We start from the raw sequence: 24159 nt of genomic DNA, 5'->3' as shown, positions 1-24159 counted from the left end.
CGAGCGTGTCCTTGGCCCGGGCTCTAGCAATAGGCTGCCTCAGCCGCCTCAATCCGGGCCTGACGACCGTCGATGTCTGGGATCCTGCGGCGGGTCTGGGGTTCGCGGGTCTCCTCCTCGTAGACGCGCTCCGGTCGTCGGGAGTGCGGGTCCGCTACCGCGGCCAGGACATCTACGAAGCCGCCGTGTCCGCCAGCGTTCGTCGATTCAAGGCAGTCCCCGACGTGGAAATCGCCCACGCGGACACACTGGCGCGCGACGCTTTCGAGGACTTCAGCGCCGACCTGGCGATCGTCGACGCGCCCTGGGGGATGGACTGGCGAAGCTCCGCTGCGGCTGTGGAAGCACGGCAAGATCGCGGCGAGTTCGGATTCGGCCTCCCTCAGCGCTCCGATAGCACTTGGTTGTTCATCTCCTTGGCCCTCGAGAAACTCCGCCAAGCAGAGGAGGGTGGAGGACGTGTCGCAGCATTGGTGAACCCGGGCGCACTCAGCTCGGGCGGAGCAACTGCAGCCGTGCGGCAGCGGATCGTCGACGCAGGCTTGCTGGAGTCGGTCACCCGGCTGCCAGATGGCCTCGCGCCAAACACGGCGATCCCCCTGTACCTCCTGACCTTCTCGAACAAGACCGAGGACGTCAGACGCGGCAAAGCGATGATCGCGGATCTACAGACGATGTTCACCACAGAGAACCGTCGCAGGTCGATCCCGGTCGAAGCCTTCCACGAACTCGAGTCCGGGCTGAGGATGCACAAACCGGGGCCCCGCAATCGCAGCATCAGCATCCGCCAGTTCACTCGCAGGGACGCACGGCTGTCGCGCACCACGAGCGAAGGAAATCAGCTTTCGTGGCGCGTCGCCACGTACGACGACACAGCGATCGACGGCCGGTTCCTGGAGACCCGTTACGGCAAGGACTCCGGCGTCTCCTTGTCCGAGGAGCCGCGAGTGACCGTCGATCTCGATCCCGGCCGAATCTTCGGGGACGACTCGCGCGAATTGCTCCGAGAGATGGGCGAGAAGGGCTGGGCAACTCGACGTCTGAGCAGTCTTCTCGCACAAGAGCCCGAGTCGGTGACGGATTCGGCAGACGCACGCGGCGAACGACACCTGTTCGTCCCCACGACCAGAGCCGGCCGAGCCGCCACTGACCTGTCCGAGACGAACGCAGGCGGGCGGGTCCTGGCGATCCAGCTCGACAACGAATCTGTGTACCTTCCCTTCCTGGCGGCATGGCTCAACTCGGAGCAAGGCGTCGCCAGTCGGCGTCGCGCGATCGAAAATGGCAGCACGGGCCACCACCTCAAGGCTCTGCGGTCGGATGCGAACTCACTGATGAGGTGGGCCGACGATCTCCTCGTGCCGGTGCCGAATCTCAGCGTTCAGCTCGCGCTGGCGTCCGCCGACGAACGGCTCAACTCTTTTCAGGCCGACCTCGGCACCCGACGCGCTAGCATCTGGTCTTCGCCGGAGAACGCTGATGAGGTGGTAAGCAAGGTCGCGGGTGCCTTCGATGACTCGTTAACGTCCTGGCTCGATCACTTGCCGTACCCGATTGCGTCGGCGCTGTGGACCGCGGAGTCCGCGCCTTCGGTGGGGGAGCAGCAGCGCGCATATCTTCACGCCTGGGAAGCGATCGTGACCTTCCACGCGACCGTCCTGCTGGCCGCGAGTCGCAGGGATCCGGGTAGTAGCAGCGTGACCGAGGCAACGATCCGCCAGACGCTTCATGAGCAGCGCCTGGGGATCGAGAAGGCCTCGTTCGGCACGTGGGTGGTCATTGTCGAGAAGACGTCGAAGAACATGCGTAGCACGCTCGAGGACGGCGACGCCGATGATGTGGCCCGCGTCCGCCGCGCTTTCGCCGGCCTCAGCCGCGCCGGAATCGAGCGGCTGATCTCGAAGGACGTCGTCAAGAAGTTCAACGAGCTCAACGGCAAGCGCAACCGGTGGTCCGGCCACACTGGGTATACCTCGGAGCAGGAGCTGAGGTCTCAAGTCGAATCGCTCACCTCGGACCTTAGAGAACTCCGCGGGATTCTCGGGAACGTCTGGGCACAACTACTGCTGGTCCGCCCCGGCAGTGCCAAACGCCGTCGCGACGGCCTCGTCCAAACCGCCGAAGTTGCCGTAGGGACTCGCACGCCTTTCGCGACCCGGGAGTTCGCCGTCGGGGAGCATATGATCGATGACGAGTTGTATCTCGTCCGGGACGGCTCCCAGTCGCCACTGCCTCTCCCACACTTCGTGCAGCTCCGCGCCGCGCCGAGCAGCGCCCAGTTCACCACGTACTTCTACAACCGTACCGAGGGCACGAACGTTCGGATGGTCAGCTACCAGTACGGACCGGAGACCGAGCTGCAAGACGACGTAGAGAGCCTCCGCGCGGACTTCGGGGCGCTGATGTCGGAATGACCCTGACACTCGACGCGATCCTCCGCGGCGACGGCCTCGACCCCGCAGAGGTCCAGGCGATTCGACACGCCTCCTCTGAGTGGCGGGGCATCGTTCTGGCTGAACTTCGCTGGCCGGTGCTGCGTGCAGTACGGGCTGGACCACAGGGGCGTCGCGACTTGGCGAGATTGCACACGAGAGGCCTCGTGGATCGGCGACAATTGCTTCCGAAAGACGTCGTGATGGTTCAGAATGGCTGTCGAGGATCATGTCGGAAGGCGAATCGTCGCATGTCCGAGAGCTTGGGCATGGGCATGCAGATGGGGAGGCGCAAGTGGCGACAGTGGAGCAGCAGGTTCGTGCCGCTGATGGCGCAATCTGCGGGAATCTCGTAAGCGGGACCAGAGACAGGGGGCTCCTCTCGCAAAACCTGCTCGCCCAGCTGCGCAACCTCGTCGAAGGACTGGCCGTCTGGGCGCACCGCAACGATGGCGGAGCGGAGTTCCACTATGACCAAGTTGGTGCGGCGCTGGACACAATCAAGGCGACGGCGAGGTTCAGACTGCTCGGACGGTTTCACGACCTTCTGCAGGCCAGCGCCTCTCATTACACCCTGGACGTGGACCCGTCCGAGCGCCTGATGCTCAAGTACTACGAGTACCTATTGCGGACGCGCGACCTCGCACAGCGTGAGGTCGGCATTGAAATCCTCGCCGACCTCGAGCGGTTCCCCGTGGACCTGGACCCGTCATTGCGCGAATACCAGCAGGAGATTGCGGAACACATCCGCTCGATGCGCGACTCCGGGGCCTCGTCCGGCAGGAGCGAGCGTTACTACATCCATAGTTCCCGGCCGTTCTTCATCAGAGGCCGTATCTACTACGAGGTGACGTTCTCCCTCGCCCACAACAGGACCAGCAAGTTCGACCGGGCGATCGGTTTCACCGACATCGACGTCACCGACAAGTACGCGGCCCAGCTTGAGCTGGTGAGGGACGCGATCACGGTGCTCGGCCAGACGATGCCGATCCTGCTCATCCAGGCTTGGCAGGTGTCGATCCGGCCGTGCGAGTTGAACAACTTCGCGCGACTTTTCGGGCTGGAAGACCAAATCAGGTCGAACCACACGGAGTACCGCAATCTCATGCGATACCTCACCACGATGCGATCGAGCCTCCTCGACATCGTGGACATGACCGAAATTGCCTATAGCAAGCTCCGCGCCTTGGTCCTCGCGAACGCGCAGCGCCCGCCACTGATCTTCGCGATGCTCGATCAAGCGCGCGCGATCATCAGACCGGACCGACCGGGGTCTCGGTTGCTCCGCTACTTGATGCTCCGAATGCGGAACGAGGTGATCAGGAACCAGTACGATGTCGAGCCCTGCCGGTACCTGTCTAACCTCTACGCGTCCTGGAGCTGCCGACCATTCGACACAATGCCCTACTGCACTTCGCCGCGCCGGCACAACCCTCGATTCGAGGACCTCGCTGAAAGTATCGACGCGTCGGATCGGCACCATGAACTGCTCGCCCGCCGAGTCAAGAACAATGTCGAGCAGGCCGGTGAGATTTACACACCGGTCGCCGAACTCGAGGACCTCGGTGACGTGGATGAACTGATCCGCGATCACAACCGGCTGCTCCCACCCGGCGAGAGGCATTCCCCCCGGCGGCTCGCACACGAGCTCGGCCACATCTTCGTCGTCGGCTATGAGGACGACGCCGTGGCGATCATCGACAAGCTCCAGTCGATCTCAGCCGAAGGAGTCCGCGGCCACGCAGCCGGCGTGCAGCAATGGCTGGACGCGAACCCGGAGGCCATCGACGACGAGCTGAAAGCGACAGCGCTCAGGAATCTCTTCGAACGATCGAAGGTCGCGATCGTCTACGGCGCGGCAGGGACGGGCAAGTCGACAATGGTCAACCATATCGCCAACTACTTCGACGAGGAGAGGAAGCTATTCCTCGCGCACACGAACCCGGCCGTCGACAACCTGATGGCTCGAGTGGATGTCCCGAACTCGGAGTTCAGCACCGTCAGCAGCCACGTCTACAACGCGTCGCCTCACGACCTCAAGTACGACATGTTGGTGATCGACGAGTGCAGCACGCTGAGCAACGCAAGCCTGCTCAAAGTGCTTGAGAACACCAACTTCGACTTGCTCGTGCTCGTGGGCGATGTCTACCAGATCGAGTCCATAGAGTTCGGCAACTGGTTCGCCCTCATGCGGGCATATCTTCCAGAGGAAGCGGTGTTCGAACTCACAAGGCCATTCCGCACCAGCGACGAAGCGCTGCTGACTCTCTGGGACCGGGTCCGACACCTCGACGACCGGATCGAGGAGTCGCTCTCCAAGAACGGCTATTCGCGCTTGCTGGACAGCTCGCTCTTCCACCGGGAGAGCGCGGACGAGACCGTGCTCTGCTTGAACTACGACGGGCTCTACGGCATCAACAACGTCAATCGCTTCATGCAGGCAAGCAACCCAAACCCGCCGATCGCCTGGAGCGAGGCGATCTACAAGGTTGGCGACCCGGTGCTCTTCGGCGAGACCGATCGGTTCCGCCCGGTCATCTTCAACAACCTCAAGGGCAAGATCGCCGCCATCGAGCGCGTGCCCGGAAGAATCACGTTCGACGTCGATCTTGAGCGCGACCTTTCGCGTGCGGACTTCTCCTTCGGAGGTGACTTGCGGTGGATCGGCGGATCAGTCGTACAGTTCGATGTCTTCGAACGCGGTGACACTGACGAAGACGACGACACCGTGAACACGCTCGTCCCGTTCCAGATCGCATACGCCGTCTCGATCCACAAGGCCCAAGGCCTCGAGTACGACTCAGTTAAGGTCGTCATCACCGACGCCAACGAGGAGCGGATCTCTCACAGCATCTTCTACACCGCGATCACTCGAGCCCGTCGCCGGCTCGGAGTCTTCTGGACCCCGGAGTCGCAACAACGGATCCTGAGCCGTTTGGCCGTGCGGGAGAACATGAAAGACGAGAACCTGCTTAAGAGTCGTCGCGGGGTCACCCCCATTGGAAAGCGCCCGAAGCTGGAGAAGATTCGCCAACGACCGTAGCGAGATGGAATCGCTTCTTAGGTGAAACGCAACTTCGGTCGGTCGGTCGAAGCTGCGTCCATCACTGCTTCTGCGACCTCCGGGGCGACGCGTCCGGCGGCCATGACGTCGTCGAACTCGTAGCCGCTGTCGGTGATCAATTGCCTTGCAATACCAAGCACCTGCGGGGACTCGGCGGGCCCGAGCGGACCCGGTTCGGGGAGGCCCCAGATGGAGAGCTGCTGATTGCCACGCCGATAGGAGGCGTCGGAGAGGCGGCCCAGAGTGTGGGCGCGGAACACCAGGGCTCGCAGACTGACACCCCAGTGGCGCTTGAGATCGTGAAATTTCGGCCAGTCGATGCGGCGTGGCAGGTCCTCGATAATCTCGTCGCGAGGCATGAGGAATTCTGCCGCGAATCGGTTGGCCTCCTGCTCGACCAGCTTCGAGCCTGGCTCGGTGTCGGGGTGAAGGACCAGGTGTCCGAGCTCGTGAGCGGCGTCGAACCGGCTGCGGGCCTTGTCGTCCTTGACCGATGAGAGGAAGACGAGCGGTCGGCTACCGGAGTAGGTGGAGAACGCGTCGACGGCAGCATCGGTCCGCGCAGGCAAGCGCAAGGCGATGACACCGTGAGCTTCAAGGGCCTGGACCACGGAGGCTACGGGCCCGGACTCGATGCTCCAAGCCTCGCGCGTGAGACGAGCAGCTTCGAAGATGTCGTCGTCGGATAGTGCTTCCGGGAGCTCGAATTCGGGCAGTGACACCGGAGGCAGGTCGACGTACGCCCCGATCAGGTCCACCAGCTCGAGGCACAGCTCCCCGTAGGCGAGGGCCTGTTCTCGTGCTGCGGCGGACGTCGAACGTAGCGATCGGAAATGGGCACCGGACGCCGGCAGCAGCGCGAGAGGTCGGCCAGCGCCGAAGAAGTCTCGAGGGAGGCCGAGCTGAAGGCAGAGCTGAGCGAGGACGCTCTGGGTGGGGTTCGAGAGGTTCTTCTCGAATTGACCGATGGCTGTCGGTGTCACTCCGACCTCGCGTGCGAGGGTGGCCTTGGTCTTGCGGCGCAGCCTCCTCGCGACGGTCAGGCGGGTTCCGTCGAAATCGGTGCCAGCGGCGGGGAATTGCGATGTGCGCTTCACGCCTGGCCTTCCCGGCGCTGCTCCTTGAGAGCGACCGCGGGTCGGGCTGCAGGTCGTTCGTCGAAGCTCGGACCACGATCGGGTGTCGACTTCTGCGTGACTAGCGTGTCTGGTTCGAGGTCGTACCAAAGCCGCTTGTGGGCGATGAACGGTGTCTCACCGAGAATTGGAATGCCCAACCACCCAGCAGTCAGGGCCGCGCTCGACTCACCGGCCCAGAGGAGCATGAAGCTGCGGACATCTCCGGGCGAGCCCAGGTGCGGGAAGAGCGGCGACGCTCCGGGAGCAGGGGTCTTGTACTGCAGCACATTGGAGTTCTCGGTGGCGATCTCTGACCTGACCTGGCTGCCTTGATCCCAGTCGCCGCTGCGGTCCCAGTTCGGAGACCGGCCCTCCGAGAACGGCACCTTCATCGTGACGAAACGCGCGCCTGCGAAGTTGAAGGTGAGCACGTTCCCGGGAGTGCCCACACGGAGACCGTCGATGTCCCAGTGCGCGTCGGCGATCTCGAGATCGTCATGCCGGAACCTGCGGAGGGCCCGCGACTTCAGGTTCTCGTAGCACTGGATGCCGAACGACATCACTGTGTCACCGAGTTCGTTCGGCTCGAACCTGTCGAGGTTGCTCGCGTAGACGTCCTGCACGAGTGCCTGCCAGGCATCGACGAGCCCGCTGTCTGTACACGTGTCGGCGACTTCGTTCAGCGTCTCTCGAGCTGCTACCTGGGCTTGGTCCATGCAACTAGTAAAGCACATTCGCGTTCCAGCTGCGTGGAGCGAAGGGGGCATGCGCACATTTGAGGCAAAATGAAGTAGGATGCAACCGTGAGCGCATCGGTCGACCAGATCGGTGCCGTCCGCCCGGGAGGAACGGCTGGTGCAGTTCAGCGAGTACTTCGAGATCGCCGTCGACGATGAAGACGACTGGTTCGACCCGATCCTCGACACGGACACACGGCTGTTCGTCGATCCGTTCCTGATCTTCAAGGAGTCCGACGGGCCCTGGTCGACCGCCCATCAGGAACTGATCGGCTACTTCGACCGGGCCTTCAAGTTGCTGTCAGGGCACGAGGACAACCGGAGCAGCCTGCAGTACAAGCGAGTCGTCGGGTTGATGGAATTCCACGAACCGGAGGAGTTCTGCCTGGGCTACGTCGCAACCGGCACGAGCGGGGCTGGTGCCGGTACCGGCCTGGCGAAGCAGATCACGGAGGCGATACGAGAGGCGGTGAAGCGCGGTCTGGACAAGGGGATGGCGCACTTCGAGGAGCTGGGCGTACTCGTGGAGCGGATTAACAGGGATCGGATCTCTGACATGACCTTGTCGATCCTGAAGCATCGGTTCATCGAGTACACGCAGAAGATCGCGGGCGAACTCGGACTGGAGCTCCAGCCGCTGGAGGTAGCCAACTCGGTCTACGAGCCGATGAGAAAGCGCTGGGTCACAGGAACCTTCGACCTACCCCGAAACCCGTTCACGGGCAAGGCAGTGCTCCTGGTCCCGAAGCGGTTTCTGCGAGAGCTGCCGACGCTGAACCCCGACGATTGGTTCGACTACAGCGAGACCACGCTCCGCGACGACCTGAACCTCACGGTGATGGAGAACGTCAACTCCAAGGAGATCGTCAGGCTCGCACGCACACGGGCGGAACTCATCCGAGAGTGGACAAAGGACCGGGAGGGGCAAGCGGCACGGCCGTATGACGTCGACCGAGACCCGAAGGGCTTCCACAACTGGAACAGGCTCGCGGCGAGATTCGTCTCCTCCCACCCGATCAGCGCCCAAGACGGCGAATCGGTCCACGACTTCATGGGCAGAGTGGTCGCAACGTTCAAGCGCTACATTGAGCACGAGCGTGGCTGGTCCCTGCTCTACAACGACGACACCAACAAGCCCAAGCATGAGGTGTCGGTCCAGCTCCTCTTCAAGGGCATCGTGCAGTACTACTGCCTGGCCAACGGCGTGCGCGTCGACCGCGAGGTGTACCTCGGCAAGGGGCCCGTCGACTTCGCGTTTACTAGGTCGGCCTTCGAGCGAGTGCTGCTCGAGATCAAGAAGATGACGAACAACGACTACTGGGATGGGCTCGAGAAGCAGCTGACCTCGTACCTGACCTCAGACCAGTGCGGCTTCGGCTGGTTCCTCGCCGTCCGATATGACGACAGGCCAGTATCTGTCAGTCGCACCAAAGACCTTCCGAAACGCACGGCCTCGGCGGCGAGGGAGACCGGTTTCGATCTACGAGCGGAGTGGATCGATGCCAGGCCGAAGGCGTCCGCCAGCAATCTGTAGCAGGAGCCTCGCTGCCCGTCACGGCATGCTCCGCTATCTCGCAATCGACTTACCTCCCCAAGCATCAGACGCGTCGCCCTCGATCTGGAGATCGGGGACGGTTAAGTTGTCGTCGGTCTCTCGCCTGGACTCGGTCAACGCTGTCTCGAACGATGATCCGTCGAGCATCCTGTAGAGCGTCGTGCGCTTCGTCGCGACAATCTGCACCATGCTTCTTGGTAGCACGCACGCTGTCGCGAACGGTCCCGGCGCGCGTGTCTAGACCCTTCCCTGACTTGGCGGCCATTGGGGTCGATATACCAGTCATCGACGCGCAGACAACTTATTCCTCCTTGGTCGATAGGCGTCAGATACGCCCCTCCTAAACGACAGTTGGCCGCAGGCAACTATTCAAGAGGTGCTCGATAGGTCTATCCCGATCTGCGTTCGATAGAGACTCGATAGACTGTCCTAGGCAGCCTCCTGGAGCTCGCCGACATCGAGAGAAACCCGCTTTGACCAGCGCAAACGCGGAAGATCCAGCACCCACCCCGAGAAATAACCCTCTCCGGCGGGCACGTGGCCGTGGTGGTCGGCCTCGTCCTCCTCCTGCTCGCCCGCGCCCCGGTGCTCGTGCGGGCCGGCTGCGGGCTGGTCGTGCTCGCGGGCATGGTCGTGCTCGTGCTGGCCACCGCATCCGTCGTGCGGTCCGCGGGCATGGGGGTGGTCATGCTCGCGGCGCTCGGGCTGCGCCGGCCCCGGCTCGCCCTACCCGCCCTGGCCGGCGCCGTCATCGTGCTGCTGGCGGCCGATCCATGACAGGCGACCTCGGTCGGCTTCGCGCTGTCGGTCAGCGCCACCGCGGGCCTCGTGGTGTGGACCGAACCGCTCGCCGCGCGGTTGGCCCGGTTCGTGCCCACCGGGGTGGCGCGGCTCGTGGCCCTGCCGATCGCCGCCCAGTGCTGGTGCGCGCCGATCCTCGTGCTCCTGTCCCCGACCCTGCCCACCTACGCGGTGCCCGCGAACCTGCTCGCCGCCGTCGCCATGCCGCCCGCGACCCTGCTCGGACTGGCCGCGACGCTCGGCGGCGTCCTCTGGCCGGCATTCGGCGCGCTCGCGTGCTTGGCGGCCACGTGGTGTGCGGGCTGGGTCGCTGCGATCGCCACCGCCTTCGCCTCGCTCCCGGGCGCGCTCCTGCCCTGGCCCGGCGGCCCCGCGGGCGCCGTGGGCCTCGAACTGATCGTCGCCGCGGCCGGCGCGTGGGCCCACCGTCGGCTGCGCGTGGCAGGCTAGAGGCATGCCACCCCGTGCCCGGTCCGCCGCGCTCTCACCCCAGGATCTCGACTCGATCCCGCTCGCCCCGATCGTGCTGGTCAAGGGGGGCGAGGGCTACTTTGTCGACCGCGTGACCGAACACCTCACGCGCCTGGCCACGGAGCTGGATCCGGGAGTGGAGGTCGTCCGGGTCGAGGCCGGCGCCTACGAACCGCGCATGCTCGACACCTGGCTCAGCCCCTCGCTGTTCGACGAGCGCCGCCACATCGTGGTCGGGGGAGTCGACGCGGCCACCGACGCGTTCATCACCGACCTGCTCGCCTACGTCGACGGCCTCGGGGCCGCGCTCGAGGACGTCTCGATCGTGCTCCGCCACGAGCGCGGCACGCGCGGCAAGAAGCTGCTCGACCGGATCGCCAAGGCCGGATTCCCCGTCGTGGCGTGCGACCCCCTCAAGAAGGACGCCGACAAGGCCGCCTTCGTGTCGCAGTATTTCGCCTCCGAGCGGCGCGCGATCGCCAAGGACGCCGTGCGGGGGCTGGTCGAGGCGACGGGCTCCGACCTGCGCGAACTGGCGGCGGCGTGCCGACAGCTCTGCGACGACGTGACCGGTCGCATCACCGCCGACGTCGTGTTGCGCTACTACGGCGGCAGGGTCGAGGCCACCGGCTTCCGGGTCGCCGACTCGGCCATCGGCGGCGACGGCGCGGCCGCCGTCACCCTCGTGCGGCACGCGCTGGCGACCGGCATGGATCCGGTGCCGCTCGTGGCCGTGCTCGGAATGAAGCTGCGCACGCTCGCCGGGGTGAGCGCGATGCGGTCCCGCGGGCTCACCGCCGGCGACCTCAAGCTCGCGCCGTGGCAGGTCGACCGGGCGCGCCGGGATCTCAACGGCTGGACCCCGGAGGGTCTCGCCCGGGCGATCACGGCCGTCGCCGACGCCGACGCCGCCGTCAAGGGCGAATCGAGGGATCGCGGCTACGCCGTCGAGCGGGCCGTGCTCGACATCGCCGCGGCCCGGGGCCGCCGGGGCTAGAGCGGGTTGGAGCGGATCAGAGCTCGGTGAACCTGCTCACGAGGTATTCCGAGACCTCCGGGCAGTGCGCGCTCATCTGGGTGAAGCCCGGGTGGGCCGACAGCACGAGGGCGGTCGCGTCGTTCGTGAGCGTCAGCCCGAACGTGGCGACGCCCGTGACCCCGAGCGCGGCCACGAGGTCGACGAGGGGGGCCCGCAGCTCGTCACGCAGATCGGCGTCCACGATGAGCTCATGGCCGCCGTCGGCCCAACGGTAGAGCCACACGTGGGTTGCGCCCGCGTGTGCCGTGGGCCGGTAGGTCACGGCGAGGTAGGGGGCCACATCGGGATGGCTGCCGTCGGGGGCCGCCTGGCCGGCATGGGCGAAGGCCTCGGCGAGCAGGGACCGGTCGCGCATGCGGGCGAGTGTGTCGGGGGAGGCCGTGATGAATCGCTCGGGATGCTCGGTGCGGGCGAGCTCCGCGAGCGTCTCGTGATCCTGCGGCGTGCTCGGCAGCACCGCGGCCACCGACATCCGGTCGAGGAAGTCGATGAAGGACCGCCTGGCCTGATCGCCGACCCGGCCGGGGGTGCGCAGGGAGGTCAGGTCGACGCCGTAGGCGGGCCCGCCCCGGGCGAGCAGCCCCTGCAGGAGGGTCGAACCGGTCGCCGACCATGCGGAGGAGACGACGAAGGAGCGGACCTTCGGGTGCGCCTCGCGGGCGGGCCGGGGGAGAACGTGAAGTGGAGCGAGCAACATGGGGCGTCCAATTGCCGAGCGTGCGGGGGACGACGCCGCCGGCGTGGCGGTGTCATGAGGAAAGACCCGGCACGGGGGCGATCGTGACGCGACGGCGGTGTGATGTATCGCACACCTAGGGGGAGGTGAGCTCGATCCGGGTCGGGATCCCCCGGAGTTCCCCGGCCGTGTACGTCAGGTCCACGGTGTAGTCCCCGGGCGGGAGCACGCCCACGTAGACGTTCCAGACGTCGCCGAGCACGTCGGTCAGGGTGGACGGGGCGGAGCCGTCGACCGGCGTGAACACGAGGTGCTCGGGGCGGTCGATCCCCGCGGGCAGGTCGATGCGCACGCCGACGAGCCATGGCAGGACCCCGGGCAGGAACTCGACATCCTCCGCCGTCGGCGCGAGATAGTCGACCGGTCCGATCGTCGCGGGCTCCGAGACGGCGCCGTCGCGGGCGGCGGTCACCCGGAAGGTGTGCTCACCTGCGGTCGTGATCGACGGGACGACGCTCCACGTTCCGTCGTCGGCGGCGACCGTGCTGCCCACGACCGCTCCCGCCGTGTCGGTCACCGTGATCCGGCCGCCCGGTTCGGCGGTTCCCGCGAGCGGATGGACGACGTACTGCTCGGCCACGACGTCGTCGATCACCGGGGCGGGGGGTAGCCCGGGATCCGGCGTCGGCTCGGGGTCCGGTGTGGGTTCGGGGTCCGGTGTCGGCTCGGGGTCCGGTGTCGGCTCGGGATCCGGTGTCGGATCGGGCGTGGGTTCCGGGTCCGGCGTCGGATCCGGCGTGGGTTCCGGATCCGGTGTCGAATCGGGAGAGGGGTCGGGTGTCGGTGTCGGCTCCGGGTCGGGTGTCGGAGTCGGTGTCGGCTCGGGTGCCGGCTCGGGCGCCGGTTCGGGTGCCGGCGTGGGCGGCGGGGAGGAGTCTGCGGACGGCGCGGGACCGGACTCCCCGGGCCCGGGACCGGGCGTGATCACCCGCGGGGGCGTCGCGGGCGGGAGCAGGACGGGAATGCTCGTGCCGCCGGCGGGTCCGGACACCGAGATGGACGAGGGGTCCTCGCCCTGATCCGGTTCCTCGGCGTCGCCCGTGTTCGGTGCCGTGCCGGCCGCCGTGGTCTCCTGTGTGGCGGCGTCCGTGGCCGTCGCTCCCGACGGAGCCTGCGGGGCCTGCGGGTCGGAGGAGACGGCCGCGGGCGGGGAGGCCGCCGGATCGTCGGGCGTGGCGGCCTGCCAGGCCGCGGCCCCGACGGCGGTCGTCACCACGAGCACGCCACCTGCCCCGAGGGCCTGCCCGGTCGACATCGTTCGCGCGGCCCGGAGGGCGCCCTTGACCCAGCCGAGCGGCCCGAGGCTCCCCGCGAGAGCCCCGGTGAGGCCACCCGCCGTGCCCCCGGCCACGAGCACGGTCGGAACGGTCCACGACTTCGCGGCGAGCAGGAGGGCCGGCAGGAGGAGCGCGGGCATTCGCTGCGAGAGCGCCGCGAGCCTGCCGGTGGCCCGGCGGCAGTCCTCGCAGTCCTCGAGGTGGGCATCGACCAGCGCGGCCCGCGTGGCCGAGAGCGTTCCGCGCTCATGGTCCGCGAGGTACGGCGCCAACCGGGCGCAGTCGCCGCTCAGCTCGCGCCCGCTCAGGTGCGCGCCGAGCCAGGCGGACCGCAGTCCCTCGCGTGCCCGGGAGGAGAGGGCGGCGACCGCGTTGGGGCGCAGGGCGAAGTGTTTCGCCAGGAGCCGGGGCGTGTAGCCCTCGACCTCGGTCAGCCACAGCACCTCCTGCCAGCGCTCGGGGAGCTGGCGGAAGGCCGCGCCCACGGTGGCGAATTCGATCTCCTCGTCGGTGCGATGAGAAGGAGTCGCGGGCTGGGCGGATTCGATCTCGGCGGTCGGGGTCTCGCGGATGTTCCGCTGCAGATCGGCCGCGGTATTGCGCACGGTCGCGAGCAGATAGGGGCGGAATTCCCGAGTGGGTCCGGCGCCGCGTTTGAGGGCCCGGAACACCTGGAGGAAGGCGTCCTGGGCCACGTCGTCGGGATCGATGCCGGAACCGCAGACCCGGCGGGCCTGCGCCACGGCGGAGTCGTAATGATTGCGATAGAGCAGATCATAGGAATCGAGGAACCCCGCGCGAACCGTGTCGGCGGCCACAGGATCGTCCTGATCACCGGCCATGCGGTTCATCGCGGCCATGTGGCTCCTTCCCGATCGCTCGCGCGGGCGACCCCACGTTCCTCCCCCGGTCGAGGACTTCGGCCCCGACGGTTTCGAACTCGAGGCAATCATAGGCGCAGTTCTGACTCTCGGCCCATGGTGGCCGATCGGCTGCCCACCGGCGCCCCGTCACCGTCCCTTGGTGGCGATGGTGGCCCCACCGGCCGGCCACACCCGGCCAGGGGGACCTGTGGCTCGCCTGTGCGCCCCGTCACAGCAGCCATGGGACGAACATGGGCTGGTCTTGACCGGCCGCGTACTTCTCCAGGAGGCTGTGTGCCCGTGACCACAGAGACGACGCAGACTCCCACCCGGCTCGAACGACTCGGCAGACTCCCGTTCACGCGCCTTCACCGCAGGCTGCTCACGGGCTCCGGCGCCGGCTGGGCCATGGATGCCATGGACGTCGGGCTCATCTCCTTCGTCATGGCCGCGCTCAAGAGCGAATGGCAACTGACGACCGAGCAGGTCTCCTGGCTCGGATCCATCGGCTTCGTCGGGATGGCGCTCGGTGCGAGTCTCGGCGGCCTCCTCGCCGATCGGATCGGCCGGCGGAACGTCTTCGCGCTCACGCTGCTCATCTACGGCATCGCGACCGGCGCCTCCGCGCTCGCCGGCTCCCTCGCGCTGCTCCTCATCTTCCGATTCGTCGTGGGCCTCGGACTCGGTGCCGAACTCCCCGTCGCCTCGACCCTGGTCTCGGAGTTCGCGCCGCCGCGCATCCGGGGCCGCCTCGTGGTCATCCTCGAGGCCTTCTGGGCGGTGGGCTGGCTCGCCGCCGCGCTCATCGGCTACTTCGTGGTCGCGGCCGGCGACAGCGGGTGGCGGTGGGGCCTGGCCATCGGCGCCGTACCCGCGCTCTGGGCCGTCTACGTCCGACGCAACCTGCCCGAATCGGTCCACTTCCTCGAGAGCCGAGGGCGAGTCGACGAGGCCGAGGCGATCGTGCGGCAGTTCGAGCAGTCCCCGCCGCTGCGCCGCTCGGGCGAGGCCGGTCCGGGCGATTCTGCCGAAGCGGTGCCCGTCGCGACCGCTGCGCCGACCACGGTGTCCGCAGCGCCCGCAGCGCCCGCAGAGCCCGCAGAGCCGGCGGCCGCCGTGCCGGTGTCCGCCCGTCAGCGGCTCGCGCTGCTCTTCTCCGCCGAGCACCGCCGGCGCACGATCGGCCTGTGGGGCGTGTGGTTCCTCGTGAACTTCGCCTATTACGGTGCGTTCATCTGGCTGCCGACGCTGCTCATCGACCGCGGTATCTCCATTTCCCAGTCGTTCGGCTATACGCTCATCATCACGGCGGCACAACTGCCCGGATATGCCGTGGCCGCCTGGCTCATCGAGGCCTGGGGGCGGCGCGCCACGCTCGTCACGTTCCTCGGCGGATCCGCGGTCTCGGCCTTCCTGTTCGCGCTGGCGGCGATCAACGCGGCCCCGGGCACGGAAACCCTCATCGTTCTGAGCGGCTGTCTCCTGTCGTTCTTCGCCCTCGGCGCCTGGGGCGCGGTCTATGCGGTCGGCCCCGAGATGTACCCGACGGGAATCCGCGGCACCGGCACCGGCTGGGCGGCCGGATTCGGTCGGATCGCCTCGATCGTCGCGCCCTTGTCCGTGGTGTGGATCCAGGACGCCGGCGGCTCCTGGACCACCGTCTTCATCGTGTTCGCGATCGCCTACCTCCTCTCGGCGGGTTGTGCCCTGCTCCTCTCGGAGCGTCGCGGCAGAATTCTCGATTGACACGCGGAGACTTTCGGTGCCCCGATAACGTCGCTGGTAGCATCGGGCACCGCGTGAATGTCCTGTTGCGGCCGGCGGCCGCCGGGACACAGTCCGGATGAGAATCAGCGAAGGAAAGAGACGACGATGACCGAGAACCCCCAGCAACCCCAGCAGCCTGGGTACGGGCAGCAGCCGCCACCGCCTCCGCAGCAGGCGTACGGCCAGCAGGTTCCGCCCCAGCAGCAGCCCTACAACCAGCCGGGCTACAACCAGCAGCCGGGTTACGCCCAGCAGCCGGGGCAGTTCCCGCAGGCGGCGCCCCCGCCGCCGCAGCCCACGGGCCCCGGGCGTCCCGGTGAGCTGATGCCGCGCTTCCTCGCCCGGCTCGTCGACGGGATCCTGCTCGGCATCGTCTACGGGATCCTCTACGCCATCATCATGGCGATGCTCGTGCCGAACACGTTCGACGCGATCCTGTCGGGCCAGTCGGTCGCCGGCCGGATCCTGCTCGCCAACGCGATCCTGGCCGTGCTCGGTGCGGTGATCATGCTCGGGTACTACGCGTTCCTGGAGTCGAGCCGCGGCCAGACCGTGGGCAAGATGATCACCAAGCTGCGGGTGCACGGGCCCACGAGCGAGAAGCCGACGATGTCGGAGGCGGTCAAGCGCAACATCTGGATGGCGGCCGGGATCGCCGGCATCATCCCGGTGGTCGGATCCGCCCTCGGCGGGATCGCCTCGCTCGTGGCCGTCATCATGATCGCCGTGGGGATCAACGCCGACACCGTCGGACGCCAGGCCTGGCACGACAAGTTCGCAGGCGGCACCCGGGTGGTCACCACCGAGTAGCCCACCAGGAGGGCCGGCCCAGTGCGGCCGGCCTCCCCATCCGGACGACGATCGCCCGGGGCCCGCATCGGGCCCCGGGCGATCGCGTGTCCCCGGGCGAGGGCCGCTCGCCCGCGTGATGTGGGTGGCCCGCGTGATGTGGGTGCCCCGGACCACCTCCCGGGTGGCCGGATCGACCCGGACCGGGACTACTCCCTTGGGAACAGAGAACGGCGCCGCACCCCCGACTGCTCGGGAGTGCGGCGCCGTGTCGCCTCGTGGCTGCGGGACCGGCTCGTCGCCGTCACGCAGCCGGTCGGCTCAGAGCTTGGCGACCTTCTTGGCCAGCGCCGACTTGCGGTTGGCGGCCTGGTTCTTGTGGATGACGCCCTTGCTTACGGCCTTGTCGAGTTTGCGCCCGGCCTCCTGGAGCGCGGTCTCGGCCGCGTCCTTGTCGCCGGCGGTGATCGCCGAGCGCACAGTGCGCACGTGCGTCTTCAGCTCCGACTTGACGGCCTTGTTGCGCAGGCGCGCCTTCTCGTTGGTGCGGTTGCGCTTGATCTGGGACTTGATGTTTGCCACGTGTTGACTCTCTTATGCGTTCGCTGACGCGATCGGGTGCTCAGATGATTGAGGGCGTATCGCAGACCGGGACTGGGGTGGGGAACCCGTGGCGAGGTCAGCGAGCGGTCCCGAGCGCACAGAAGCGCTCGATCCAACGGCCGAGCATAGCAGCTATGCGTGCCGGGGGAACCGGCCGGGGCGGGTGCGCCCCGCGCGGCGTGAGTGATTCACCTCACCCGCGCTGCGTCGTCCATACGCGCCGCGAGCGGCGATTCTCTCTCCGGGGCGCAGGGGGATAGCCTTGCGCCAGCCGTCCTTTGCCCGACAACCCCGAGGTATACGTGCCACCCATCCCGTCGGCCCATGCCGCCCAGCAGATCGTTCCGGCAGCAACCGTGCCCGAGCAGCTGCGGAACTTCTGCATCATCGCGCATATCGACCACGGCAAGTCCACGCTGGCCGACCGGATGCTGCAGCTCACCGGCGTCGTCGACCAGCGGCAGATGCGCGCGCAGTACCTCGACCGGATGGACATCGAACGCGAGCGCGGGATCACGATCAAGTCGCAGGCCGTCCGCATGCCGTGGGCGAGGCTGGACGCCGACGGCACGGAGCGTGCGTACGCCCTGAACATGATCGACACCCCCGGCCACGTCGACTTCTCCTACGAGGTGTCCCGGTCGCTCGCGGCGTGCGAGGGGGCGCTGCTGCTCGTCGACGCCGCGCAGGGGATCGAGGCGCAGACGCTCGCCAACCTGTACATGGCGCTCGAGAACGACCTGACGATCATCCCCGTGCTCAACAAGATCGACCTGCCCGCCGCGCAGCCGGAGAAGTGCGCCGAGGAGCTCGCCGGGCTCATCGGGGTCGAGCCCGAGGAATGCCTGCTCGTCTCCGGGAAGACCGGGGTGGGCGTGGAGGAGCTCCTCGACCGGATCGTCGAGGACGTGCCGGCGCCGCAGGGGAATCCGGACGCCCCCTCCCGCGCGATGATCTTCGACTCCGTCTACGACTCCTACCGGGGCGTGGTCACCTATGTCCGCGTGATCGACGGCACGCTCTCCCCGCGGGAGAAGGTCGTGATGATGAGCACGAAGACCAACCACGAACTGCTCGAGATCGGGGTCTCCGCCCCGGAGCCGCGGCCCACGAAGGGCCTGAGCGTGGGCGAGGTCGGCTACCTCATCACGGGCGTGAAGGACGTGCGCCTCTCCCGCGTCGGCGACACCGTGACGAACGCCGCGAAGCCGGCCGCCGACGTGCTCGCCGGCTACCGCGACCCGCAGCCGATGGTGTTCTCCGGGCTCTACCCGATCGACGGCTCCGACTACCCGGTGCTGCGCGACGCACTCGACAAGCTGCGCCTCAACGACGCCGCCCTCACCTACGAGCCGGAGACCTCCGTGGCCCTCGGCTTCGGGTTCCGATGCGGCTTCCTCGGTCTGCTCCACCTCGAGATCGTGCGGGAGCGGCTCGAGCGCGAATTCAACCTCGAGCTCATCTCGACCGCCCCGAACGTCGTGTACGACGTGACGATGGAGGACGGCACCGAGGTCGTGGTCACGAACCCGAGCGAGTTCCCGGCCGGGAAACTCGCCTCGGTCTCCGAGCCGATGGTCAAGGCCACGATCCTCACCCCGAGCGACTTCGTGGGCCAGGTCATGGAGCTGTGCCAGGGGCGCCGCGGGGTCATGCAGGGGATGGACTACCTCTCCTCGGACCGGGTCGAACTGCGCTACCACCTGCCGCTCGCCGAGATCATCTTCGACTTCTTCGACCAGCTCAAGTCCCGCACCCGCGGATACGCCTCCCTCGACTACGCCGAGTCCGGCCACGCCGAGGCCGACCTGGTCAAGGTGGACATCCTCCTGCAGGGCGAGCAGGTGGACGCGTTCAGCGCGATCGTGCACAAGGACAAGGCCTACGCCTACGGGGTCGACATGACCACGAAGCTGCGCGGGCTCATCCCGCGCCAGCAGTTCGAGGTGCCCATCCAGGCCGCGATCGGCTCGCGCATCATCGCCCGGGAGACGATCCGCGCCATTCGCAAGGACGTGCTCGCCAAGTGCTACGGCGGCGACATCTCCCGCAAGCGCAAGCTGCTCGAGAAGCAGAAGGAGGGGAAGAAGCGCATGAAGAACATCGGGACCGTCGAGGTGCCGCAGGAGGCCTTCATCGCCGCCCTCACCTCCGACGGCTCGGGATCGGACTCGAAGAAGTCATGACGGCGGCCCCGGAGCGATCCGATCGGTTCGGCGTCTACGTGCACGTGCCGTTCTGCGCGGTGCGCTGCGGGTACTGCGACTTCAACACCTACACCGCGACCGAGCTCGGCGGCGGCGCCTCCCGCGACGAGTATGCCGAGACCGCGCTCGGGGAGATGCGACTGGCGGCGGCCGAACTGGTTCGGCGCGGGCGGCGTGTGGACGGCGTCACGACCGTCTTCTTCGGGGGTGGCACGCCCACGCTGCTCCCCGTGGGCGACCTGCGGCTGCTGCTGGCCGGCATCGACGAGACCTGGGGGCTCGCTCCCGGGGCCGAGGTGACCACGGAGGCGAATCCGGACTCGGTCGGCCCGGCCGAGCTGGCGGACCTGGCCGCCGCCGGGTTCACCCGGGTCTCCTTCGGCATGCAGTCCGCGGTGCCCGCGGTGCTCGCCACGCTCGATCGCACGCACGATCCGGAGCGGCTGCCGCTCGTGGTCGAGTGGGCGCGTGCGGCCGGGCTCGCGGTGAGCGTCGACCTCATCTACGGCGCGCCGGGGGAGAGCGTCGAGCAGTGGCGCACGAGCGTCGAGGCCGCGATCGCGCTCGAGCCCGACCACATCTCGGCCTACGCGCTCACGATCGAGCCGGGCACGAAGATGGCGGCCCAGGTGCGACGCGGACAGCTCCCGATGCCCGACCCGGACGACCAGGCCACGAAGTACGAGCTCGCCGACGAGGCCTTCGCCGCCGCGGGCTACGGCTGGTACGAGATCTCCAACTGGGCCCGCCCGGATGGAACGGGTGGATCGGGTGGATCGGGCGGGCTGCCGGCCGACACCGCCGCCGACCACCGGTGCCGGCACAACCTCGCGTATTGGCGTAACGAGGAGTGGTGGGGGATCGGGCCGGGCGCGCACTCCCACCTCGGCGACACGCGCTTCTGGAACGTCAAGCATCCCCGCCCCTACGCGCAGCGGATCCGGGAGGGGCGGTTGCCGATCGCCGAGTCGGAGACCCTCGACGCCACCCAGCAGGAGGACGAACGGATCCTGCTCGGGATTCGGCTGGTCGAGGGGCTGGGAGTGGGACCGGGTCTCGAGGACCGCCTGCCCGCCCTCGCCGAGCAGGGCCTCATCGACGGCGCGGCTGCGGCCGGCGGTGTGGCACGTCTCACCCGGCGTGGACGCCTGCTCGCCGACGCGGTCGTGGGTCGCCTCGTCGCCTGACGGCCGCCGGGGCGCCGAACGCGGGACAGTGCGGAGTGGATCGGCGTTCACCTGCACGGAATCCCGCGTTCGGCAGCGCCGGCGGTGATTGCCGGCGAGTGGCCGATGAGGGGCCGGTGAGGGCAGAGGTACCCATGGGAGTGGGAGAATCCGTGGGGGAATCGCGGCGGTCGTGCATTGAACGAGTGCGGCTTCCTCGCTAGCGTTCGCAACCGTCATCCGATTCGTGTACTCCCACAGGAGCGACGATCGGTTCCCCAGCAAGGAGAGTCATGAGCCAGTTCCCGCCGCCCCCGGGGTCACCCCAGGACCCGTACCAGCAGGGCCAGCCGGGTCAGCCGTATCAGCAGGGTCAGCCGTATCAGCAGGGCCAGCCGTATCAGCAGGGCCAGTGGCAGCAGCCGCAGGGTCAGCCGTATGGCGCCCCGCAGGGCCAGCCGCAGGGTCAGCCCTATCAGCAGGGCCAGCCGTATGGCGCCCCGCAGGATCAGCCGCAGGGCCAGCCGTATGGCGCCCCGCAGGATCAGCCGCAGGGCCAGCCGTATCAGCAGGGCCAGCCGTATCAGCAGGGTCAGCCGTATCAGCAGGGCCCCGCGGGCGGATTCCCGGCCGCGCCGCAGTACCAGGGGCAGCAGGCCACGGGGCCGCAGGCGACCGACGCGTTCGGTCGCGGCTGGAACCTGTTCACCAAGAACTGGGGCGTTCTCGTCGGTGCGATCCTCGTGTGGGCGATCGGGATCATCATCGTCTACGTGGTCGGGATGCTCGCCGTCACGACCCTCTTCGCCGGCGCGGGCAGCAGCCTGAGCGTCGACAGCAGCGGTGGGGCCTTCACCGGTCTCTTCGCCGTCGGCATCGGCGGGATCATCGTGCTCAGCCTCCTCCTGGTGGTCGCCACCGTCCTCGCCGGCGCCGCCTTCCTCCACGGCGCGCTGCGGATCGTCGACACCGGCCGGGCCTCGTTCGGGGACTTCTTCGTGTTCCGGAACCCGGTGCACGTGCTCCTGCTCGCGCTGCTGCTCGGCGTGGTCAACGGGGTGCTCTCCTTCACGTTCATCCTCCCGCTCATCGCCGCCTTCTTCACCTTCTTCGCCCTCTACTTCGTGATCGATCGCGGCATGGGCACGATCGAGGCGATCAAGGCGAGTGTCGACCTCGCCTCGAAGAACGTCGGCCAGACCATCCTCATTCTCGTGCTCGCCTACGTCGTGACCTTCATCGGAATGCTCGCGTGCGGCGTGGGCATGCTCGTCGCCGGCCCGGTGTCGCTGCTGGCCGGCACGGTCTTCTACCGCTGGCTCACGGGCCCGTCGCAGCAGTCGGTGGCCCCGAACCACGGCTGACCGCCCGCCACCCATGCAGCACTCGACCCCGGCCGGGCATCGGCCGGGGTCGAGCTGCTCTCGCGGGGCCGGGTCCTTCGAACGCGGTCTGGTCGGGTCGAGGTGACCCAGGTGCTCGGCCGGCTACTCGGGCACCGCGGTGACGAAGTCGACGAGCTCCTCGACCCGCCCGAGCAGGCTCGGCTCGAGGTCCCGGAAGTCCCGCACCCGGCCGAGGATCCGCTTCCAGCCGCGGGCGATGTCCGCCTGGCTGCCCGCCTCCCAGCCGAGTGCCCGCAGCGAGCCCACCTTGATGTCGATGCCCCGTGGGATGTCGGGCCAGGCGGCCAGGCCCACCCGCTCCGGCCGCACCGCCTGCCACACGTCCACATACGGGTGCCCGAGCACGAGCACGCCCGGATGGCGCGCGCACACCTCGGCCGCGATCCGCGACTCCTTGCTGCCCGGCACGAGGTGGTCCACGAGCACCCCGACCCGGCGCCGCGGGCCGGGGGAGAACGCGGCGAGTTCGGCGGCCAGGTGATCGACACCGTCGAGCATCTCGACCACGACCCCCTCGATCCGGAGGTCCTCGCCCCAGACCTTCTCGATGAGCTCCGCGTCGTGGCGGCCCTCCACCCAGATCCTGGACGCTCGCGCGGTCCGGGCACGAGCGCCGCGCACGGCCACCGAGCCGCTCGCCGTGCGGGCCGGGGCGGCGGGGGCGGCCGGACGCACCGGGGGTACGAGCCGAACGGGCCGGCCCTCGACCCAGAAGCCCGCGCCGAGCGGGAACGTGCGGGTCACGCCCCGCCGGTCCTCGAGGACGACCACGTGCGCACCCCCGGACTTCTCCACCCGGACCACCGCGCCCACCCAGCCGGAGGTCACGTCCTCGACCACGAGCCCCGTCCGGGCGGGAATATCGGTCGTCGTCGGTCGCTTGGAATGATGGGGATCACGCGAGAGCACATCCCGCCCGTATCGATCGGTCACGGCGTGAGGTTACGCACAACGGGTCGGCCGGTGTGGGAGGCGCGATGGCGACCCGGCGATTGCGCGGCGTAGAATTGGCACTCAGGTACCGTGAGTGCCACCCCAGGGATCGAATGGCGGTCACGGCAACGGCCAGAGCACGAGGAACGGAGGCGCGCGATGACTCGGGAACGGCATATCGACGTGCTTCGCGCGATCGTGCAGGACTACGTGCACACCCGCGAACCGGTCGGCTCGCGCAGCCTCGTCGAACGGCACAACCTCGGCGTGTCACCCGCGACGATCCGCAACGACATGGCGCTGCTCGAGGAGGCCGGGCTCATCACCCAGCCGCACACCTCCGCCGGCCGGATCCCCACGGACGCCGGCTACCGCCTCTTCGTCGACCGGCTCGACGAGATCAAGCCGCTCTCGGCCGCCGAGCGCCGCGCCATCGGTGCCCTCATGCAGGGAGCGGTCGACCTGGACGACGCCCTCGAGCGCACCGTCCGCCTGCTCGCCCAGCTCACCCAGCAGGTCGCGGTCGTGCGGTACCCGTCGCTGCGACGCTCGGCGCTGCGGCATGTCGAGCTCCTCCCGGCGAGCAGCACCCGCATCCTCATGGTGATCATCAGCGACAACGGCCAGGTCGAACAACGCACGATCGAGGCGGACGAGCCGCTCACCGAGGAGCTCCTGGCCGAACTGCGGGCGCGGATCAACGCGGCCGGCGCCGGGCGCAGGATGCCCGAACTCGCCACCGCCCTGCACCAGATCGCGGCCTCCTTCCCCGCGCAGGACCAGCCGACCGCCGCCGGCGTCGTCACCGCGGTGCTCGAGGTGATCTCCGACGAGATCGAGGAGCGCATCGTCATGGCGGGCACGGCCCACCTGGCCCGCACGAACGTCGACTTCTCCCGCACCATCTCGCCCGTGCTCGAGGCACTCGAGGAACAGGTCGTCATGCTGCGGCTCCTGTCGGACATGGCCTCCGAGCCCTCGATCGCCGTGCGCATCGGCTCGGAGACCCACGACGAGGCCCTCCTCGAGACCTCCGTGGTCGCGGGGCGGTACTCGAGCACCGACGCCGGCGTGCTCGGTCAGCTCGGCGTGATCGGCCCGACCCGTATGGACTACCCGACCACGATGGCCGCCGTGCACGCGGTGGCCAGATACCTGTCCAAGACCCTCTCCTGACCTGCGGTCTGACCAGTTC

At 68.1% G+C, this 24159-nt stretch carries 16 protein-coding genes and 1 pseudogene; 11 read left to right on the top strand and 6 right to left on the bottom strand.

The features are described 5' to 3' along the window. The first annotated feature begins 185 nt into the window (after nucleotides 1–185). Together GCE65_RS08635 and GCE65_RS08630 are read left to right on the top strand one after the other, a co-directional pair. Nucleotides 186–2414 carry a class I SAM-dependent DNA methyltransferase gene (locus GCE65_RS08635; RefSeq protein WP_194928652.1) on the top strand — a complete coding sequence of 743 codons (2229 nt, stop codon included), beginning with the start codon at nucleotides 186–188 and terminating at the stop codon, nucleotides 2412–2414. Between the two features lie 313 nt (nucleotides 2415–2727). Continuing rightward, nucleotides 2728–5475, top strand: a complete 2748-nt coding sequence (locus GCE65_RS08630) for an ATP-dependent RecD-like DNA helicase (protein ID WP_228759854.1) — start codon at nucleotides 2728–2730, stop codon at nucleotides 5473–5475. Between the two features lie 17 nt (nucleotides 5476–5492). Here the strand turns inward: GCE65_RS08630 and GCE65_RS08625 are convergent, their stop codons facing one another. After that, entirely contained in the window at nucleotides 5493–6593 is a 1101-nt protein-coding gene (locus tag GCE65_RS08625) for an XRE family transcriptional regulator (RefSeq protein ID WP_153878098.1), read from the bottom strand. Continuing rightward, entirely contained in the window at nucleotides 6590–7330 is a 741-nt protein-coding gene (locus GCE65_RS08620) for a hypothetical protein (RefSeq protein ID WP_153878097.1), read from the bottom strand. The genes GCE65_RS08625 and GCE65_RS08620 overlap by 4 nt, the downstream gene beginning before the upstream one ends. Nucleotides 7331–7469: 139 nt before the next feature. Between GCE65_RS08620 and GCE65_RS08615 the strand changes: the two genes are divergently transcribed. The 3 genes and pseudogenes from GCE65_RS08615 to holA all read left to right on the top strand — a co-directional run bounded on the left by GCE65_RS08615 (nucleotide 7470) and on the right by holA (nucleotide 11175). Further along, nucleotides 7470–8885, top strand: a complete 1416-nt coding sequence (locus tag GCE65_RS08615) for a hypothetical protein (RefSeq protein ID WP_153878096.1) — start codon at nucleotides 7470–7472, stop codon at nucleotides 8883–8885. A gap of 516 nt (nucleotides 8886–9401) precedes the next feature. Continuing rightward, nucleotides 9402–10157, top strand: a pseudogene (locus GCE65_RS16595) (ComEC/Rec2 family competence protein). Between the two features lie 4 nt (nucleotides 10158–10161). Then, a complete protein-coding gene (gene holA / locus GCE65_RS08600; protein WP_153878093.1) occupies nucleotides 10162–11175 on the top strand; it encodes a DNA polymerase III subunit delta in 1014 nt (337 codons plus the stop codon). 16 nt (nucleotides 11176–11191) lie between these two features. Here the strand turns inward: holA and GCE65_RS08595 are convergent, their stop codons facing one another. Both GCE65_RS08595 and GCE65_RS08590 read right to left on the bottom strand, forming a co-directional pair. After that, nucleotides 11192–11914, bottom strand: coding sequence for a hypothetical protein (locus GCE65_RS08595; protein WP_153878092.1), 723 nt, complete (start codon nucleotides 11912–11914; stop codon nucleotides 11192–11194). 115 nt (nucleotides 11915–12029) lie between these two features. Beyond that, nucleotides 12030–14090, bottom strand: a complete 2061-nt coding sequence (locus tag GCE65_RS08590; RefSeq protein WP_194928650.1) for a sigma-70 family RNA polymerase sigma factor — start codon at nucleotides 14088–14090, stop codon at nucleotides 12030–12032. Between the two features lie 243 nt (nucleotides 14091–14333). Between GCE65_RS08590 and GCE65_RS08585 the strand changes: the two genes are divergently transcribed. Further along, nucleotides 14334–15839, top strand: a complete 1506-nt coding sequence (locus GCE65_RS08585) for an MFS transporter (protein ID WP_153878090.1) — start codon at nucleotides 14334–14336, stop codon at nucleotides 15837–15839. Nucleotides 15840–15965: 126 nt separating this feature from the next. Next, the gene (locus GCE65_RS08580) at nucleotides 15966–16670 is read left to right on the top strand and encodes an RDD family protein (RefSeq protein WP_194928649.1); all 705 of its coding nucleotides are present in this window, start codon (nucleotides 15966–15968) and stop codon (nucleotides 16668–16670) included. A 300-nt stretch (nucleotides 16671–16970) separates the two neighbouring features. Here the strand turns inward: GCE65_RS08580 and rpsT are convergent, their stop codons facing one another. Further along, nucleotides 16971–17231, bottom strand: a complete 261-nt coding sequence (rpsT, locus tag GCE65_RS08575; RefSeq protein WP_153878088.1) for a 30S ribosomal protein S20 — start codon at nucleotides 17229–17231, stop codon at nucleotides 16971–16973. Nucleotides 17232–17554: 323 nt separating this feature from the next. Between rpsT and lepA the strand changes: the two genes are divergently transcribed. The 3 genes from lepA to GCE65_RS08560 all read left to right on the top strand — a co-directional run bounded on the left by lepA (nucleotide 17555) and on the right by GCE65_RS08560 (nucleotide 21989). Then, nucleotides 17555–19438, top strand: coding sequence for a translation elongation factor 4 (lepA, locus tag GCE65_RS08570; RefSeq protein ID WP_153878087.1), 1884 nt, complete (start codon nucleotides 17555–17557; stop codon nucleotides 19436–19438). Then, nucleotides 19435–20646, top strand: a complete 1212-nt coding sequence (locus tag GCE65_RS08565; RefSeq protein ID WP_153878086.1) for a coproporphyrinogen-III oxidase family protein — start codon at nucleotides 19435–19437, stop codon at nucleotides 20644–20646. Before lepA ends, GCE65_RS08565 begins: the two co-directional genes overlap by 4 nt. Before the next feature lie 272 nt (nucleotides 20647–20918). Then, nucleotides 20919–21989 (top strand): hypothetical protein, encoded by a 1071-nt coding sequence (locus GCE65_RS08560; protein WP_153878085.1) that lies wholly within the window; start codon nucleotides 20919–20921, stop codon nucleotides 21987–21989. Nucleotides 21990–22112: 123 nt separating this feature from the next. On the opposite strand, the gene GCE65_RS08555 is transcribed toward GCE65_RS08560, so the two are convergent. Then, entirely contained in the window at nucleotides 22113–22964 is an 852-nt protein-coding gene (locus GCE65_RS08555) for a DUF3097 family protein (RefSeq protein WP_153878084.1), read from the bottom strand. A gap of 159 nt (nucleotides 22965–23123) precedes the next feature. Here GCE65_RS08555 and hrcA point away from each other — a divergent pair, with 159 nt between their 5' ends. Continuing rightward, nucleotides 23124–24140: a heat-inducible transcriptional repressor HrcA gene (gene hrcA, locus GCE65_RS08550; protein ID WP_152818580.1), complete on the top strand. Its 1017-nt coding sequence runs from the start codon at nucleotides 23124–23126 to the stop codon at nucleotides 24138–24140. Nucleotides 24141–24159: the final 19 nt, after the last annotated feature.

The sequence above is a fragment of the Pseudactinotalea sp. HY158 genome (genome assembly GCF_009660225.1).
Classification (GTDB): domain Bacteria; phylum Actinomycetota; class Actinomycetes; order Actinomycetales; family Beutenbergiaceae; genus HY158.
The sequence above is the reverse complement of the archived record's forward strand: the minus strand, read 5'-3'. Positions and strand labels throughout refer to the sequence as shown.